Origin of the sequence: uncultured Tessaracoccus sp. (assembly GCF_947255005.1) — a bacterium.
GTDB lineage: Bacteria > Actinomycetota > Actinomycetes > Propionibacteriales > Propionibacteriaceae > Arachnia.
On the sequence record NZ_CAMYFI010000004.1, the window covers coordinates 48,210 to 65,089 of the forward strand.

Annotated in this window: 14 protein-coding genes and 1 pseudogene; 10 read left to right on the top strand and 5 right to left on the bottom strand. The window is 59.2% G+C overall.

Annotated elements, in window-relative coordinates; genetic code table 11:
• The 4 genes and pseudogenes from obgE to Q0X61_RS01900 all read right to left on the bottom strand — a co-directional run.
• Positions 1-1,437: pseudogene (obgE, locus tag Q0X61_RS01885) on the bottom strand (GTPase ObgE); the annotation flags it as partial.
• Between the two features lie 73 nt (positions 1,438-1,510).
• The gene (gene rpmA, locus Q0X61_RS01890; protein WP_108871755.1) at positions 1,511-1,762 is read right to left on the bottom strand and encodes a 50S ribosomal protein L27; all 252 of its coding nucleotides are present in this window, start codon (positions 1,760-1,762) and stop codon (positions 1,511-1,513) included.
• A gap of 13 nt (positions 1,763-1,775) precedes the next feature.
• A complete protein-coding gene (gene rplU, locus Q0X61_RS01895; protein WP_108871754.1) occupies positions 1,776-2,084 on the bottom strand; it encodes a 50S ribosomal protein L21 in 309 nt (102 codons plus the stop codon).
• A gap of 650 nt (positions 2,085-2,734) precedes the next feature.
• The gene (locus Q0X61_RS01900) at positions 2,735-3,877 is read right to left on the bottom strand and encodes an ROK family protein (protein ID WP_297739791.1); all 1,143 of its coding nucleotides are present in this window, start codon (positions 3,875-3,877) and stop codon (positions 2,735-2,737) included.
• Between the two features lie 233 nt (positions 3,878-4,110).
• Between Q0X61_RS01900 and Q0X61_RS01905 the strand changes: the two genes are divergently transcribed.
• The 9 genes from Q0X61_RS01905 (at position 4,111) to Q0X61_RS01945 (ending at position 14,203) form a co-directional block, all read left to right on the top strand.
• Positions 4,111-5,271: a substrate-binding domain-containing protein gene (locus Q0X61_RS01905; protein ID WP_297739793.1), complete on the top strand. Its 1,161-nt coding sequence runs from the start codon at positions 4,111-4,113 to the stop codon at positions 5,269-5,271.
• Between the two features lie 5 nt (positions 5,272-5,276).
• Entirely contained in the window at positions 5,277-6,812 is a 1,536-nt protein-coding gene (locus Q0X61_RS01910; protein ID WP_297739795.1) for a sugar ABC transporter ATP-binding protein, read from the top strand.
• A gap of 2 nt (positions 6,813-6,814) precedes the next feature.
• Positions 6,815-7,789, top strand: coding sequence for an ABC transporter permease (locus Q0X61_RS01915; protein WP_297739797.1), 975 nt, complete (start codon positions 6,815-6,817; stop codon positions 7,787-7,789).
• Position 7,790: 1 nt separating this feature from the next.
• A complete protein-coding gene (locus Q0X61_RS01920) occupies positions 7,791-8,882 on the top strand; it encodes a Gfo/Idh/MocA family protein (RefSeq protein ID WP_297739799.1) in 1,092 nt (363 codons plus the stop codon).
• Between the two features lie 20 nt (positions 8,883-8,902).
• Positions 8,903-9,745: a sugar phosphate isomerase/epimerase gene (locus Q0X61_RS01925; RefSeq protein ID WP_297739801.1), complete on the top strand. Its 843-nt coding sequence runs from the start codon at positions 8,903-8,905 to the stop codon at positions 9,743-9,745.
• 11 nt (positions 9,746-9,756) lie between these two features.
• On the top strand, positions 9,757-10,926 hold the full coding sequence (locus Q0X61_RS01930; RefSeq protein ID WP_297739803.1) for a Gfo/Idh/MocA family protein: 1,170 nt from the start codon (positions 9,757-9,759) through the stop codon (positions 10,924-10,926).
• Positions 10,927-11,003: 77 nt separating this feature from the next.
• On the top strand, positions 11,004-12,008 hold the full coding sequence (locus Q0X61_RS01935) for a sugar phosphate isomerase/epimerase (protein WP_297739805.1): 1,005 nt from the start codon (positions 11,004-11,006) through the stop codon (positions 12,006-12,008).
• Positions 12,009-12,104: 96 nt separating this feature from the next.
• The gene (locus tag Q0X61_RS01940) at positions 12,105-12,992 is read left to right on the top strand and encodes an alpha/beta fold hydrolase (protein WP_297739807.1); all 888 of its coding nucleotides are present in this window, start codon (positions 12,105-12,107) and stop codon (positions 12,990-12,992) included.
• A gap of 71 nt (positions 12,993-13,063) precedes the next feature.
• A complete protein-coding gene (locus tag Q0X61_RS01945; RefSeq protein ID WP_297739809.1) occupies positions 13,064-14,203 on the top strand; it encodes a hypothetical protein in 1,140 nt (379 codons plus the stop codon).
• 180 nt (positions 14,204-14,383) lie between these two features.
• Here Q0X61_RS01945 and Q0X61_RS01950 read toward each other — a convergent pair whose 3' ends face one another.
• Positions 14,384-16,060, bottom strand: a complete 1,677-nt coding sequence (locus tag Q0X61_RS01950) for a ribonuclease J (RefSeq protein WP_297739811.1) — start codon at positions 16,058-16,060, stop codon at positions 14,384-14,386.
• A gap of 33 nt (positions 16,061-16,093) precedes the next feature.
• Between Q0X61_RS01950 and Q0X61_RS01955 the strand changes: the two genes are divergently transcribed.
• Entirely contained in the window at positions 16,094-16,612 is a 519-nt protein-coding gene (locus tag Q0X61_RS01955; protein WP_297739813.1) for a GNAT family N-acetyltransferase, read from the top strand.
• Positions 16,613-16,880 lie beyond the last annotated feature (268 nt).

Sequence of the window (16,880 nt, forward strand, 5' to 3'; positions counted from 1 at the left end):
CTTCGCCGCGTGATACTCCGCGTTGCGCTCGCGGCGACGCGTTGCGGCGGGACGTTCGGTGTCGAAGCGCTGATCCTCACCGCGTCGGCTCAAATTTTCTGCACCAGATTCGATCTGCGGGGCGAAATCAAACACGACGGCGTCCTCCCCGCCGATGGCCACAGCATCGCCGGCGATGGCTCCGAGCTGCAGGAGCTTGTCTTCGATTCCCAGACGATTGAGACGGTCTGCGAGGTACCCGACGGCCTCAGCATTATTGAAATCGGTCTGCCGGATCCAGCGTTCTGGCTTATCACCACGCACGCGCCACAGGAAGCCGCCTTCCCCGTCGCCCTTCTTCTCGATGGTGAATTCCTCGACGCTACCCCGCTTTCGTCCGACCGCCTTGGGCCGGATAACTGGCCTGGGCGCCGGTTTCGGCAACGCCGCGCGTCGTTCTTCAACGATAGCGGCCATCGCGAACTTCAACTCGTTGAGCCCCTCGCTGGTCTTCGTGGAGATGGTGAACACCTGATGACCGGCCGCTTCCAGCTCCGGGCGAACCATGTCTGCCATCTCGGAAGCATCCGGCAGATCCACTTTGTTCAACGCCACGAGGCGCGGGCGGTCTTCAAGCCCACCGTGCGCGGTGAGCTCGCCTTCGATGATTTCCAGGTCGGTCAGCGGATCGCGCCCGGGTTCATAGGTGGCGAGATCAATGACGTGCACGATCGCCTGACAACGCTCGATGTGACGCAAGAAATCGAAGCCGAGGCCTTTGCCAAGCGACGCTCCCTCGATGAGGCCTGGCACATCAGCGACGGTGTACGTCACGTCGCCCGCACTCACCACCCCAAGGTTGGGCACGAGCGTGGTGAACGGATAGTCGGCGATCTTCGGCCTCGCCTTCGAGATGGCGGCGATGAGCGATGACTTTCCTGCCGACGGGAACCCGACGAGGCCGACATCGGCCACCACTTTGAGCTCGAGTCGGATCTCCCGCGACTCGCCTTCCTCACCCAACAACGCGAAACCGGGGGCTTTCCGTGTCGACGAGGCCAGCGCGGCGTTACCGAGACCACCACGGCCACCTTCTGCGACGATGAACTCCTGGCCATCCTCGGTGAGGTCGGCCAGTTGTTCACCAGTGACAATGTCGGTAACGACGGTGCCGCTCGGCACATTGAGCACGATGCTCTCCCCCGCAGCGCCGTGCTTGAAGTCGCCCTGTCCGGGGTTGCCGTTGCTCGCACGACGGATCGATTGCCTGTGAAATTCGAGCAGCGTGTGGAGGCCGCCATCGACGCGCAGAACGACGGACCCCCCGTCGCCGCCGTTACCTCCGTCTGGGCCGCCGAGCGGCTTGAACTTCTCGCGTTTTACGGACGCGCAGCCGTGCCCACCGTTGCCGGCAGCGACGGTGAACCGCACGCGGTCTACGAAGGAGGGAATGGCCATAGGGGCAAGCCTATCGTTTGGAGGAATGCGAAAAGCGGCCCCGAAAGGCCGCTTTTCGCTGAAAACAGATTCGTCAGGCAGAGACGACGCTCACGACGCGACGGCCGCGCTTCACGCCGAACTGCACGCTGCCCTCAGCGAGTGCGAAGAGGGTGTCGTCGCCACCGCGGCCGACATTGTCGCCGGGGTGGAACTGGGTGCCGCGCTGACGCACGATGATTTCACCTGCGCCAACGACCTCGCCGCCGAAGCGCTTGACGCCAAGGCGCTGCGCGTTGGAGTCGCGGCCGTTACGGGTGGAGGAAACGCCCTTCTTGGATGCCATGGTTCTTACTCCCTCAGCTCTCGATGCCGGTGATCTTCACCTGGGTGTAGCGCTGGCGGTGGCCAAGGCGCTTCTTGTAGCCGGTCTTGTTCTTGTACTTCATGATCCGGATCTTCGGGCCCTTGGTTTCGCCGAGCACCTCTGCAGTGACGGAAACCTTGTCAAGGCCCTTGGCGTCGGAGGTGATCTTGTCACCGTCGACGAGCAGCAGGGGCTGCAGGTTGACGGTACCGCCGACCTCTTCGGACACCAGATCGATGTCGAGGATGTCGCCAACAGCAACCTTGTGCTGGCGTCCGCCGTTGCGCACGATTGCGTACACGCCTGACCTACCTTCTTGGAAACTCTACTTCACGTTAACCAGTGCGCCGGCATCACAACAGCGACACCCGGCAATGCACCGAGGGACTACTCTACGACTTCAGCGGCACCTGGTCAAACGTCAACCCGACGCCCTGTCTCCAGCGGCCTGCCGCTATGCCCTTTGCCACAGGCGGCCGTGTACCAACCTCGGCTCCGTAGTGGGAGATTCCGTACCGGGAGATTCCAATGTTAAATCCGACGGCCATCGCCGCTGCCGAAGCCAACGACGAGACTGTACTGTCTCACGTCTGCCAGGCAACAGTGGGTAGCTCCTACACGATTCAGGCCGCTTGCGAAGGCGTGACGAAGACGGCCTACCGGATCAAGGTGGCAAACCTCGCAGACTTCGAATACGCGTTCGATCACGGGAAAGACACTCTCCTGCGGCGTTCTCGGGCGAGCAAGGGTGGGAACTTGGAACTCGCCAGCGACGATGCAGGCAGCGCGACAGTTCGTGACTCGCCGACATCCAGCTCGAGTGTTAGACAGGCAACGCCTTACTTCTTGGAGACGGAACCACGGCGGCGATGCAGAAAGCACCTCGCCAGAGCGTGTCCGAAGGCGCAGGCGCATTTCCGATGTACACGGTCCTGACACTCAATGCGCGCGTCACACCACTTCTACAGGCGACTGGCGCCGCAGGAGCCGTGCGATACCCTCAACAGAAAGCAACTGGTCAACGGCCGTGAACGCTGCACCTACAAGCCCAGCGCGCTCCCCCAGCGGCGAAACCACTACTTCCAGGGACCTCGTGGCCAGCGGCAGCGAACGACGCAGCACAGCCTGGCGGAGTGTGGCGAGATAGAGATCAAGCGAACGCCCGACCCGCCCACCTATGACGATCATCGCTGGGTTGAGCAGGTTGACCAGTTGCGCGAGAACGCCGCCGACTGTGCGCGCGGATTCCACAAGCAGTCGAATTGCAACGGGATCACCGAAGTGCGCAGCACGCACGATGGCCTCAACCGTGCGTCCTCCGGAGGCGCAACATTGCACAAGCTGTGACGCGTTCGGCTCATTCAGCGCATCCTCAAGAGCACTGACGAGCTTTGTCCCGCCAGCCACCGCTTCCAGGCAGCCATAGTTACCACAGCGACACAGTTCGGCGTCACCTGATGCCACCGAGATATGCCCAATATCACCGGCTGCCCCCTGCGCGCCACGATGGAGTTTGCCAGACGACACGATGCCTGCACCAACGCCAGTGCCAACCTTCAGATAGACGACATCTTCATACTGTTGGGCAACGCCGGCCCGCAGTTCCCCGACGGCCATCATGTTGACGTCGTTATCTACCCACACTGGGCAGCCCAGTCGATCCGCGAAGAATCCTCGCACGTCAAACCCATCCCAGCCCGGCATGATTGGTGGCGCATACGGCTTCCCTGATTCCCATTCAACTGGCCCCGGCAGCCCGATGCCCATTCCCCATACTCGTGGCTCCATGTCCACGCTGAGACTGCTGAGTGCACGCAAGACTGTCTCGAGTGTTTGGACTGGCCCCTCCTTGACATCGATCGGCATCTCTTCCGACACGAGAATCTGCCCAGAAAGGTTGGCGACACCCACCTCCAGCCTCGTGGCGCCGAGCTCCGCAGCGTAGACGAGACCAGCATCGAGAACCAACTCGAGCGACCTCGGCGCCCTCCCTCCTGTCGAGCGCCGCAGACCTCCGTCGCGCACGAGCCCTAATGCCTGGAGACGCTCCACGCGGTCCGCGACCACATTGCGCGCCAATTGCGTTTGCCGCACTAACTCCGGTCGAGTTTGCGCTTCGCCACTACGGATGAGGTCTAGTACCGAGACCATGCTCTGAAGCCCCCCATGAGGGGACTCCCAGCTATACGCAGGACTCACGGCGTCCACCTCCTTCATTTGAAGTTTCGAGAACGAGTGTAGACGAGGACTTGACTTCTGCCCGTTAAGAACATAAGTTCGTACACGTAATGCGGAAGTGCGATGGTGCACAACATAAGGAGTTCGATATGAACCGATCACTTCGGAAGCTCTTGGCCCCGGTTGCGATTGCGACGCTGCTCTTCGTCGGCGGCTGCACCACGGCAGGAGGCAGCGCAACAGCAAGCAATCCTGAGATCGACGCAAAAGTGGATAAGGCCCTCACGGAGATGGCCGAAAAGGTGCTCAGCAAGGGCCCCCATGGCGAGGAAGCTGCATTGGCTAGCGAGGCTGACCTCACCGACGAAGAAGTGGCCAAGGTGAAGAGCATGGGGCTGTCGGCTGCCCTCGTCATGCACTACGGCGGCAACGACTGGGCCAACGCCCAGATCAAGGGGCTGAAGGATGAATTCGGTCGGCTGGGCGTCAAGATTTTGGCGATCACCGACGCCAACTTCAAACCCGATAAGCAGGTTTCAGACATCGAGACCGTCATGGCCATGAATCCCGACATCATCGTGTCGATCCCGACGGACCCGGTGGCAACCAGTTCCGCCTACAAGAAGGCTGCCGACGCGGGTATCAAACTCGTGTTCATGGACAACGTTCCTGAGGGACTCCAACCGGGCAAGGACTACGTGTCCATGGTCTCCGCTGATAACGAAGGCAACGGTGTCGCAGCAGCTCATCTCATGGCGAAGGGATTGGGCGGCAAAGGCAAGATTGGGCTGATCTTCCATGAAGCAGACTTCTTCGTCACACGACAGCGTTACGAAGGCTTCAAACGCACGATCAGTGAGCAGTACCCAGACATCGAAATGGTCGCGGAGCAAGGCATCGCTGGTCCAGACTTCGCCGGTGACGCGCAGGGCGCCGCGAATGCGATGCTAACGCGCCACGCCGATCTAGCTGGCATCTGGGCAGTGTGGGATGTACCCGCAGAAGGCGTCATGGCAGCGGCTCGCGAATCTGGCCGCTTGGACCTCAAGATCGCTACCCAAGATCTAGGCACCAACGTGGCGCTCGCTATGGCCAAGAATGACCTCGTCATCGGACTTGGTGCACAACGACCCTACGACCAGGGCATCACAGAGGCGCGTCTCGCCGTGGGCTCCCTGATCGGCAAGCAGGCCCCACCCTACGTCGCACTGGGTGCCGTCGCAGTCGAGCAGAAGAATGTCGTCGACTCGTGGAAACTCGTCTTCGGTGAAGAGGCTCCAGCCAATCTCCTAGAAGCCGCGGGGAAGTAACTGTCATGGCAGCCAACACAGCTACGAATGATGGCGCCGTCGAGACTGACCGCGCGATCATCAAGATGCAAGGCATCCACAAGAGCTTTGGCGGTGTTCCCGTCCTCCGTGACGTCGATTTCGAGGTGAAGGCCGGCGAAGTGCACGCTCTGGCGGGCGGCAACGGTGCAGGTAAATCCACCTTGATGAAGATCCTCCAAGGCGTCTATTCGAAAGACTCCGGCGAGATCTTCGTCGACGGAAAGGCCACCGCGATCGATTCCCTACAATCGGCGAAAGCCGCAGGAATCGGCATGGTCTTCCAGGAGTTCAGCCTGGTTCCGACACTGACCGTCGCCCAAAACATTTCGCTCACCGTCGAACCACAAACCAAACTGGGATTAATCGACGATCGTGCTGCACGAGAGAAGGCACACGTGATCTTGAGCGGTATGGGCGTCGAGATCAACCCAAAGGCAGAGGTCCGTACTCTCTCAACGGCATACTGGCAACTCACCGAGATCGCTAAAGCGCTGGTGCAGGATGCGCGCGTGCTGATCATGGACGAGCCGAGCGCCAGCCTCGCTAAGCACGAGGTGGAGGCTCTGTTTGAACTGATCGAGCGTCTGAAATCGCAAGGCATCGCCATCATCTACATCTCGCACCGCATGGATGAGGTGTACCGAATTGCGGATCGCATCACGATCCTCCGCGATGGACAGCGCCTACTAACCAAACGTCTCGATGAGGTAACCCCAGAGCAAATCGTGGAGGGCATCGTCGGAAAGCAGGTTGACGGTCAACTGGTGTATCAGGCTCGCGACACAATCAGCGACGAAGTGCTCCTTGAAGCCCGTGGCGTCACCGTGGGCCCGCAGCTCCGAGATGTGTCATTCACTGTACGCAGAGGGGAGATTGTCGGACTCGCCGGCCTGATGGGCAGTGGTCGCACGGAGCTCGCGCAGGCTCTGTTCGGCGTCGATCGAATCGACTCCGGTGAACTCCTGCTCAAGGGCAAACAGATCACCGTCAGAAGCCCCAAGGATGCCATTGACGCTGGCATTGTGCTGGTTCCTGAAGACCGACGAGAGCAAGGCCTCGTCTTGGAACACTCCGTCCGCGAGAATCTGCTGCTCCCACTCTTGGACGATGTGAAGCGAGGAGCACTGGTCGATCCGAAGCGCGGCCGTAAGAAGGCTCAACAGCTCATCGAGCAGTTTGGGGTGAAGGTTCAAGACCCCAGCAAGCCTGTAAACCGCCTTTCAGGCGGAAACCAGCAGAAAGTCGTCATTGCCAAGTGGCTCGGCACCTCACCCGATGTGTTGATTCTGGACGAGCCCACCGCTGGTGTTGATATTGGCACCAAAACAGAGATCGTTGAGATGATTCGTGAGCTTGCTGATGAAGGCGTCGGCGTCATCGTGATCTCATCCGAGTACCCCGAGCTTCTCGCTGTTAGCGACCGGATTATCATTATGCGCCGGGGCGCGATTGTTAAGAATCTCAACCGGGAAGATATCCCGGATGAGGAAGCTCTCCAGCTTATGGTTCTAGGAGGATAACCATGGCCAGTTCCACTGCCGAAACTGCCGTGCCGTCGACATTGTCACAACGTGTTACTCAAATCGACTGGCGACGCTACATAATCTACATTGCATTCGTCCTAATTTTTATCTTCTTCGCCATTCTCTTAGGGCAGGAAGGTTTCCTTTCCGGAAATAACCTCGTCAACATTTTCCGACAAGCTGCAACGATCACGGTGATGGCCGTCGCAATGACATTTGTGATCGCATGTGCCGAGATCGACCTCAGCGTCGGTTCCGTCGCAGGGCTTTCTAGTGTTGTCACAGCAATGACTATCGCGACCTATGGACTGATCCCTGGAATCCTCGCTGGTCTTGCGGTAGGTGTGATCATCGGCGGCATCAACGGCGCGTTGGTCAGCACATTGGGGATCCCCTCGTTCCTCGTAACGCTCGGAATGTTGGGAATTGCATTCGGACTTGCTCAATGGATCACCGCGTCTGCACCTCAGCCGATCATGGATGAAACCTACATTCAGATTTTTGGAGGCGGCGATATTGGACCAATTCCAGGTCTGCTCATTTGGATGGCAATCGCTGTCATCGTAGGCGTGATAGTACTGAACCGTACGAAATTTGGTCGACAGGTGCTTGCTACCGGAGGCAATCGCCAAGCTGCAGAATACGCCGGCGTCAAAACGAAGCGAATGAAGTTCTCCGTATTGCTCATCTCAGGCGTGGCAGCCGCTCTTGCAGGAATGCTCTATGCAGGCCGGCTACATTCAGGCCGGTTCCAGTGGGGTCAGGGCGATGAAATGTCAGCGATTGCCGCCGTAATTCTTGGTGGAACCAGCCTCTTTGGCGGTGCCGGATTTGTGATTGGCACGCTCTTTGGCGCCTTGCTCATGAGCCTGATCAACAACGGTCTAATTCTCGCTGGCCTCGATTCTAGTCAACAGCAAGTGGTTCGCGGCATCATCATCATCCTCGCCGTCGCACTTGCAAGGAAGAAGTAACATGACTCGCACACAATTCTCCTCCGGCATCGTTGGCGCCGGCATGATCGGCAAAATCCACGCCTACGCAGTGAGGGCCTCAGGAGGTCACCTCGCAATGGTGGCCGATACCTTCGGCGACAATGCTCAGGCAGCAGCCGCTCAGCTCGGTGCCGATCGAAGCAGTCGCGAACCGCTCGAGCTCATCAATGATCCAGGCATTGACGTAGTCCACATCTGCACACCCAACGCCACTCATGCCGAGCTCGCCATGGCCGCACTCGATGCCGGCAAGGCAGTGATCTGCGAAAAGCCGCTGGCTACCACGGTGGCCGATGCACTCGCTCTGCAGCGTAAGGCCGACCATCTGGGTGCAGTAACGGCTGTGCCCTTCGTGTACCGCTTCCACGCTAATGTCCGAGAGGCCCGCGCGCGAATCGCTCGCGGTGATGCCGGGAAGCTATGGATGTTGCACGGTTCCTACCTTCAAGACTGGCTTTCGCGCGCCAGCGACACTAACTGGCGGGTGGATCCTCGAGTAGGTGGTGCATCTCGCGCCTTCGCCGATATTGGCGTTCATTGGTGCGATCTCATGGAATTCGTCACTGGCCATCGCATTGTCAAATTGAGCGCCCACATGGCCAACGCTTTCCAGGAACGTCAAGGCACCGAAGACGGCTGCGTCGTCCTTTTCGAGACAGATCAGGGCGCGACGGGTAGCGTCGTTACTAGTCAGGTGTCCCCTGGCCGTAAGAACCGGCTCGCGTTCTCGTTCGACGGCACGGATGCTTCCTTTGCCTTCGATCAGGAAAACCCTGAGCAACTATGGGTTGGTGGACGGGATCAGAATGTCCTGGTTATGCGTGACCCGACCACGGCCCAGCCGTCCGCCAGCACCTACTCACACTCCCCTGCGGGCCACCCGCAGGGGTACCGGGAAGCTTTCACATTCCTCATCAACGATGTCTATCGCAAGCTTGGCGGCGAAGACGTAGATGGGCTCCCCACCTTCGATGACGGGCTCCGAGCAGCCCAGCTGACGGACGCCGTCATAGCCTCATCACGCTCCCGGACCTGGGAGTCCGTCCAGTCCGACCACCTCAACAACAAGTAACCCAAGAAAGGAACATCGAAGTGAAACTTGGATACGAATCAAACACGTGGGGTCCGATTTGTGGTGATGCCACTGGGATCACCAGCATCAAGGACCTCTTCTACCGCTCAGAAGGTGACACCCTGAAGTCCATCCGTGAGGTCGGTGAATGCGGCTACCAGGGCATCGAAATCTTTGACGGCAACGTCATGGATTTCGCCGACGATATGGCTACCTTCAAGCAGGCACTCACGGATGCCTGCGTTGAGCTAGCAGGCGTCTACACCGGCGGTAACTTCATCTATCCCGAGGTGCTGCCCGAAGAGCTGCACAAGGTCCAGCAGTCGATCGATGTTGCTGCCGCTGCCGGGGCGACCTTCCTCGTCGTTGGCGGAGGCGCGAAGCGCGCAACTGGCACCACTGACGAGGACTACACGCTCCTTGCCAAGGCTCTCGACACCATTCATGACATGGCGGCCGAAAAGGGACTCGTGGCCGTCTACCACCCCCACCTAACCACCATCTGCGAAACCGCAGAGCAGATTGACACCTTGCTCGAGCGTTCCAAGATCGCATTCTGCCCCGACACTGGTCACATTGCCGCAGCAGGCTCTGACGCTGCCGCCGTCGTGAAGAAGTGGATCCACCGGATGCCGATCGTTCACCTCAAGGATTTTCAGCCGGAACCGTTCGACTTCAAGCCCCTCGGCGACGGAGTCATGGACATGCGCGCCATCGTGAAGGAACTGGCGGACGCCAAGTTCGACGGTTGGGTTGTTATCGAATTGGACGCCCACGAGGACCCCAAGGGGGCTGCTGCCCTCAACAAGACCCGGATCGACGCTCTATTCGAAGAGTTCGGTCTTAGCTACGAAGGAAAGTAAGGAACATAACCATGGAAAAGCTCAACGTTGGACTCATTGGCGGCGGATTCATGGGCAAGGCCCACTCCCTCGCCTACGCGGCGATGCCGATGTTCTTCTGGCCTGCACCCGCAATTCCGGTCCGCAAGACGCTCGCTGAAGCTACCGACGAGCGCGCGAAGGACGTCGCAGCTCAGTATGGATTTGAGCATTCAACGTCGAACTGGCGTGACTTGATCGAAGATCCCGATATCCACATCATCGATATCGCCACACCGAACAACATGCACGCCGAAGCCGCAATCGCAGCGGCTGAAGCAGGCAAGCACGTCATCTGTGAAAAGCCGCTGTCGAACACAGTAGAAGATGCGCGCCGCATGTACGAGGCGGCTAAGAAGGCCGGCGTAGTGAACATGGTGGCATTCAATTACCGCCGCACCCCCGCCGTTGCGCTAGCCAAGAAGTACATCGAGGAAGGTGCTATCGGCGACATCTTGAACTTCCGCGGCACCTACCTGCAGGACTGGAGCGCGGATCCGGAATCACCGTTGTCCTGGCGATTCCAGAAGAGCATCGCCGGTTCCGGCACGCTCGGCGACATCGGCACGCATGTGGTTGACATGGCGCGCTACCTCGTCGGCGAGATTTCGGCAGTCAACTCCATGCTGGCTACCTGGATTCCAGAGCGCCCCAAACAGGACGGTGGTGTGGACTCGCTGGGCAACGCGAAGGGCGGCGGTCCCAAGGCTGCGGTGGATGTCGACGACGAACTCGTGACGCTGCTGAAGTTTGAGAATGGTGCCATTGGTTCGCTTGAGGCAACGCGTAATGCGTGGGGCCGGAACAACTTCATCACCCTTGAAATCCACGGCACGAAGGGTTCCATCTACTTCAACTACGAGCGTCGCGACGAGCTGCAGGTTTGCTTCTCCGACGATCCTGCTGACCGGCGTGGCTTCCGCACGGTGTACACCGGGCCGAACCATCCGTACGGCGCCAACCTGTGGCCTATCCCTGCGCTGGGCATCGGCTACGGCGAGACGAAGATCGTCGAGACATACGATTTCATCAATGCAATCGTTAATGGGCAGGAAGCTGACCCAAGCTTCCGTGACGGCTACCAGATTGAGCTGATCGCTGACGCAATCGTTAAATCTGCTGCTGCTGAAGCATGGACCAATGTCCAGAAAGTCGATTCATAAGAATCCATAAGTGAGTGCGGGCCCTTCGGGGCCCGTACTTGTACTCCCCCTAACCATTTTTTGCATTAGGAGCTATCATGACGCGACCAATCACCCTCTTCACTGGTCAATGGGCAGATCTGCCGTTCGAAGAAGTTTGCCGCCTCGCCGGAGAATGGGGCTATGACGGCCTCGAGATCGCCTGCTCGGGTGATCACTTCGAAGTAGACAAGGCCTTGAGCGATGACAGCTACATACCTGGTCGATTGGAGATCTTGGAACGAAATGGGCTGAGCGTATGGGCGCTCTCAAACCATCTCGTGGGTCAAGCTGTCTGCGACGATCCGATTGACCATCGCCATCGCGATATGATCCCGGCAGATATCTGGGGAGATGGTGATCCCGAAGGTGTCCGCGGGCGCGCTGCAGAACGCATGGCTGACACGGCACGTGCAGCAGCCAAAATGGGTGTCAAGATCGTCACCGGATTCGCTGGCTCTCCCATCTGGAAGTACGTGGCGATGTTCCCGCCAGTAGCAGAATCGGTAATTAAGGCCGGGTACCAGGAGTTCGCTGATCGTTGGAACCCAATCCTTGACGTCTTTGACGAGGTGGGCGTTCGGTTTGCCCACGAGACACACCCAAGTGAGATCGCCTACGACTACTGGACTACGAAGGCCACGCTCGAGGCCATCGGCCACCGCGAGGCGTTTGGGATCAACTGGGACCCGAGCCACATGGTCTGGCAGCAGATTGACTGCGTAGGATACCTGTTGGATTTTGCCGACCGGATTTATCACGTGCACTGCAAGGATACGAAGCTGCGCCTGAACGGTGGCCGCAACGGTCGGCTGTCGTCGCATCTGCCTTGGGCAGACCCTCGTCGCGGCTGGGATTTCATTTCCGTCGGACATGGCGATGTGCCGTGGAGCGATGCAATCCGGGCCCTGAATCACATTGGCTATGACGGCCCGCTCTCGATCGAGTGGGAAGACGCTGGCATGGATCGACTCGTCGGTGCACTGGATGCGTTGGAGTTCGTCCGTGGCCTTAACTTCGACCCACCGCAGGCAGCCTTTGACGCAGCCTTCGCACGAAAATAATGAGGATAGTAATGCCGAGGGGAATTACCCGCCCTCGGCATTACTTTAAATAAGACCATTAGTTGTAAAACTGATATAGATCAAAGGAGATATACTATGGAGATTATTGCTGACCATGGAGGAGTACCTGCTAAGCACGGCCGGGCACTCGTCAATGGAGTACGACTCCACTATTCCGTAGCAGGAGCGGGTGAACCGCTGTTCCTGCTTCACGGCGTGCCGAAGACTTCGTACCACTGGCGTCGCGTGATCCCCCTCCTCACGCCCTACTACACGGTTATCGCGCCCGATCTTCGCGGTCTCGGCGATTCGGAACGTCCTGCAGATGGCTACGATACGAAGAACATGGCCGAAGACATTGCTCAACTGGCCACCCAATTGGGATACGACCAATTCCTCATTGCCGGAGAAGACTGGGGCGCCGCCACTGCCTATCAGGTTGCTGCGCAGCACCCGGAACGAGTCAAGAAACTGATTTTTCAGGAAATGATTCTTCCCGGGTTCGGCCTTGAGGACTACTCTTTCCTCACGCGTGAGAATGTGAGTACCTACGTCTGGCTTTGGCACATTAACTTCTACAGCGTTCCGAATTTCCCTGAAATGCTCATTACAGGCAGAGAGAGGGAGTACTTCAATTACTTCATGAAGCACGAGACACACAATCCGCAGGCCATCACCCCAGATGCTCTCGACGAATACGTGCGTTGCTACTCTGCACCTGGTGGCATTCGAAGCATGTGCGAGATCTATCGCGCAACACTCGACGACGCTGATCAGAACCGGGAAGCAGCCAAGACCAAGCTCAAGATGCCGGTACTTGCGGTAGGCAGCGAGTACTTCATCGGTGAAGACAACGAACGGCAGATGCGCGAGCTCGCCGAAGATGTGAGCGCCGTAATCCTTCCATGGGGGCACCAGCTGGCGGAAGAAGACCCAGAAGGGCTCGCGGCTGCCTACCTCAATTTCCTCGGGCGCGGCGACTGACAGCGTCACATGATTCGCGCCGATGTTTCGCATGGCAAGCAAATAACTAACCCTCTACAAGGAGAAGAGTCATGGGAAAGAACCACGCTTCCGAGGATGCGGGCTACTTTCGAGTGCAACAGAACAAGTCGGGTGGATGGGCATTCATAGATCCGTTGGGCAAGCCCTTCGTATCTCTCGCTTTGAACCACCTCGATGACAGCGATCTGCGCTATCCGCATAACGTAGACGTGTTTGACCGGAAATATGGCACTCGTAGGGAATGGACGAAGGGTGTTGTTCGGGATCTTGAAGATCTCAACTTCAACACCATCGGGTGGACTGGCCAGTACATCAGCGGAGACTGGGGCAAGGCGTTGGACTGGTTCGGGGATCCCATCGATCTCGGCCACTCCTCTCCCTGGCCCGATGAGCTTCTGCTCGACGCCGGCATGCCCTACGTGGTACAGATCCGGGTGCAGGAAATCGAAGATTGGAACGGTCACCCAGCATTCCGTGATGTATACAGCGAAGATTTCCAAAAGTATGCAGACTGGATCGCACGGCGTATGACATCCGACCATAAGAACAGTCGGAACCTGATCGGGTATTTCTTGGTTGATATTCCCGCCTGGCTGCCCCATGCTTCTGGTCGTTTCTGGCCAGGCTTTGAAGGCCTGTCGCCCGAGGAACACGACGCGAAGCTCTTCGAGGTAGCCACGCAGTACTACAAGACCGTGACCGAAGCGATTCGCCGATACGATCCAAATCACCTTATCCTCGGCGACCGCTACAACGGAAACAAAGGAATTCCCGAGACCGTGCTGCGCGCCATGGTGCCATTCGTCGATGTACTCTCGGTTCAGTACTTCACCGGCAAGACGGAGACCGAATACACGACGATGATCTCCGACCTCCGTCAGTGGCATGACGTCACGGGCAAACCCGTGGTAATCGCCGACATCGGAAACTGGGTTCCCACTGAAATGAACCCGCACCGTACCAGCGACATGCACACTCATGCTGAGCGTGGCGAGGACTACGCACAAGGAATCGCCAGAGTCATGGCCGAACCTTGGATCATCGGCTGGCACTGGTGCGGATACATTGAGAACCTGGGCCGAGGCTGGGGCATTAAGGATCCCTATGATGAGTTCTACTCCGATCTCACTGACCGCATCCGAGAGGCTAACGCCGACGCCCAAACCGCAGTCAGCATGCGAATGGAATAAAGCGCAAGCGAGGGACGGTCAGGTCACACTTGGTCGTTCCCTCTCACTTCGGTGATCGGGCCGGCGTGCACTGACCCGATCACCGAAGTGTTTCGTTCTCCGCTGACATTGGCGGTGAAGATCAACTGCGCAGTTGCCTGGACGCCCAGTTCCCTCACGATTCCCTACAACGCCGTCCGCTCAGGTCGTAATCACCACGGGCACGATCATGGGTCGACGCCGAAGCTTCTTCGATACCCACTGCCCAATCGTGCGACGCACCACCTGCTGGAGTCGATGCGTGTCCTCCACGCCGTCGCGCATCGCTTCCTGCAGGGCGTCATAGATCTGCAGATGCACCTCGTCGAACACGGTGTCTTCCTCTGCAAATCCGCGGGCGTTGATGATGGGCCCGGAGATCACTTCCTTGTTATGCAGGCTCACAACGGTGATGATCGAGATGAAGCCCTCCTCACCCAGAATGAGGCGGTCGCTCACGGCGTCGGACACGTCACCCACGGTGGAGCCATCAACGAAGATGTAACTTGCGTCGACTTTACCGACCACCTTGGCTTGCCCCTTCACCAGGTCGACCACACCGCCGTCCTCCACGATGACGACGTTCTCTTCCCGGATGCCGGTCTTCTTCGCAAGATTGCCGTTCGCCACGAGATGCCGCACCTCACCGTGCACCGGCATCACGTTCTTAGGCCGGAGAATGTTGTAGCAATACAGCAGCTCGCCCGCCGACGCATGCCCGGAGACGTGCACGAGCGCATTGCCCTTGTGCACGACGTTGGCCCCGAGTTTCGTCAGTCCGTTGATCACGCGATACACAGAGTTCTCGTTGCCCGGAATCAGGGAGCTGGCGAGTAGGACGGTGTCGCCCTCCCCCACCTCGATATGTGGATGCTCTCGGTTTGCGATTCGGCTGAGCGCGGCGAGCGGCTCGCCCTGCGACCCCGTCGAGATGACCACCACTTCGTCGTCGCGGTAATTGGAGAGATCCTTGAGCTCGATCATGATGCCCGGTGGCACCTTGAGGTAGCCCAGATCGCGGGCGGTGGACATGTTGCGCACCATCGAGCGCCCCACATAACACACCTTGCGGCCGTGCAACACCGCCTGGTCGAGCACCTGCTGCACGCGGTGCACGTGGCTGGCGAAGCACGCAACGATGAGCTTGCCCTTGGATTGATCGAACACCCTGGTCATAGCCGGTTCGATGTCGACCTCGTGCGTGGTAAAGCCTGGGGTTTCTGCGTTCGTAGAGTCGACGAGGAACAGATCGACGCCCTTCGTACCAAGACGTGCGAACCCTCGCAGATCCGTGATGCGACCGTCGAGTGGAAGTTGGTCCATCTTGAAGTCGCCCGTGTGCAACACGACGCCGGCCTTCGTGCGAATGGCGACAGCGAGAGCATCGGGGATGGAGTGGTTCACCGCGAGGAACTCGAACTCGTAACCGCCGACGCGGACCTCGTCGCCTTCCTTCACATCGATGAGCTCGAAGTTGCGCAACCGATGCTCGCGCAGCTTGGCCGCGACGAACGCCAGCGTGAGGCGCGACCCATAGACGGGGATGTCGGGGCGCATCTTCAGCAGATACGGCACAGCACCAATGTGGTCCTCATGGCCGTGGGTAAGCACGAGCGCCACCACATCGTCGAGGCGATCTTTCAGGTAGTCAAGGCCGGGTAGGATGAGGTCGACGCCTGGGTGCGTGTCCTCCGGGAATAGCACGCCGCAATCGACGAGCGCGATCTCACCGTCGATTTCGAAGGCCGTCATGTTGCGGCCCACATCACCCAACCCGCCAAGGGGAATGACACGCAAAGTGCCTGGCTTCAGCTTCGGTGGCGTACGCAGTTCGGTCATACCCCCAACGCTAGCGGACAATAGACTGTGCGCATGATCAACACGGTCCGTCTCGCTATGCCCGCCGAAGCTGTCGACGTCGCGCGCATCCAACGTCGCGTCTGGAACACACAGCCCAGCCTCGCTGTGATGCTCGACGAGGTGAGCGCCGAGCAAGCCACCCAGCTGTGGCATGGGGCCATCGCCCGTCCCCCGCTCGCCACGATGCGGGTGCTCGTCGCGCTGGGCGAGGCGGGAATCGTCGGGTTCGCGGTCACCAAGCCGTCCGACGACCCCGACGCCGGCCCCACCGACGGGGAACTCGCGGAGCTGGTCGTCGACCCGGCCGCGCGCGGACAGGGCCACGGCTCGCGCCTCATGCAGGCCGCCGTGGACACGCTGCGCACCGACGGGTTCACCGTCGCCACCATGTGGGTTCCCACCACCGACGACGTCATGCACGAGTTCCTACTGTCCGGCGGCTGGGGTGCCGACGGCGCCCACCAGGAAGCAGCCACCGAAGACGGCGAGCATTCGCTGAAGCTCACCCGGTTCCACACCGGGATTGCGTGAGGTGGGGCGGCAGGTTGTTGCCGGTGGTTGAGTAGCCCACGCAGTGGGCGTATCGAAACCTGCTGGGATGATTTCGATACGCGCCCTTCGGGCGCTACTCAATCATCAGGCATCCTTCCACCCGATGATTGAGCCGCCGCTGAAAGCGGCGTGTCGAAATCATCTGCGGCGCGCTCGGACGTCGTCGATAAAGAATGCTGGAACCCACCTATTTTGGTGGGTTCCAGCATTCCTTATGTGAGTGAGGCTGGGTGGCGGGCTCAGAGGC

Bases quoted from the DNA above. Each gene is read 5' to 3' on its own strand.
- rpmA (WP_108871755.1), bottom strand. From the start codon at position 1,762: ATGGCATCCAAGAAGGGCGTTTCCTCCACCCGTAACGGCCGCGACTCC.
- Q0X61_RS01905 (WP_297739793.1), top strand. From the start codon at position 4,111: ATGAACCGATCACTTCGGAAGCTCTTGGCCCCGGTTGCGATTGCGACG.
- Q0X61_RS01910 (WP_297739795.1), top strand. From the start codon at position 5,277: ATGGCAGCCAACACAGCTACGAATGATGGCGCCGTCGAGACTGACCGC.
- Q0X61_RS01915 (WP_297739797.1), top strand. From the start codon at position 6,815: ATGGCCAGTTCCACTGCCGAAACTGCCGTGCCGTCGACATTGTCACAA.
- Q0X61_RS01920 (WP_297739799.1), top strand. From the start codon at position 7,791: ATGACTCGCACACAATTCTCCTCCGGCATCGTTGGCGCCGGCATGATC.
- Q0X61_RS01930 (WP_297739803.1), top strand. From the start codon at position 9,757: ATGGAAAAGCTCAACGTTGGACTCATTGGCGGCGGATTCATGGGCAAG.
- Q0X61_RS01935 (WP_297739805.1), top strand. From the start codon at position 11,004: ATGACGCGACCAATCACCCTCTTCACTGGTCAATGGGCAGATCTGCCG.
- Q0X61_RS01940 (WP_297739807.1), top strand. From the start codon at position 12,105: ATGGAGATTATTGCTGACCATGGAGGAGTACCTGCTAAGCACGGCCGG.
- Q0X61_RS01945 (WP_297739809.1), top strand. From the start codon at position 13,064: ATGGGAAAGAACCACGCTTCCGAGGATGCGGGCTACTTTCGAGTGCAA.
- Q0X61_RS01950 (WP_297739811.1), bottom strand. From the start codon at position 16,060: ATGACCGAACTGCGTACGCCACCGAAGCTGAAGCCAGGCACTTTGCGT.
- Q0X61_RS01955 (WP_297739813.1), top strand. From the start codon at position 16,094: ATGATCAACACGGTCCGTCTCGCTATGCCCGCCGAAGCTGTCGACGTC.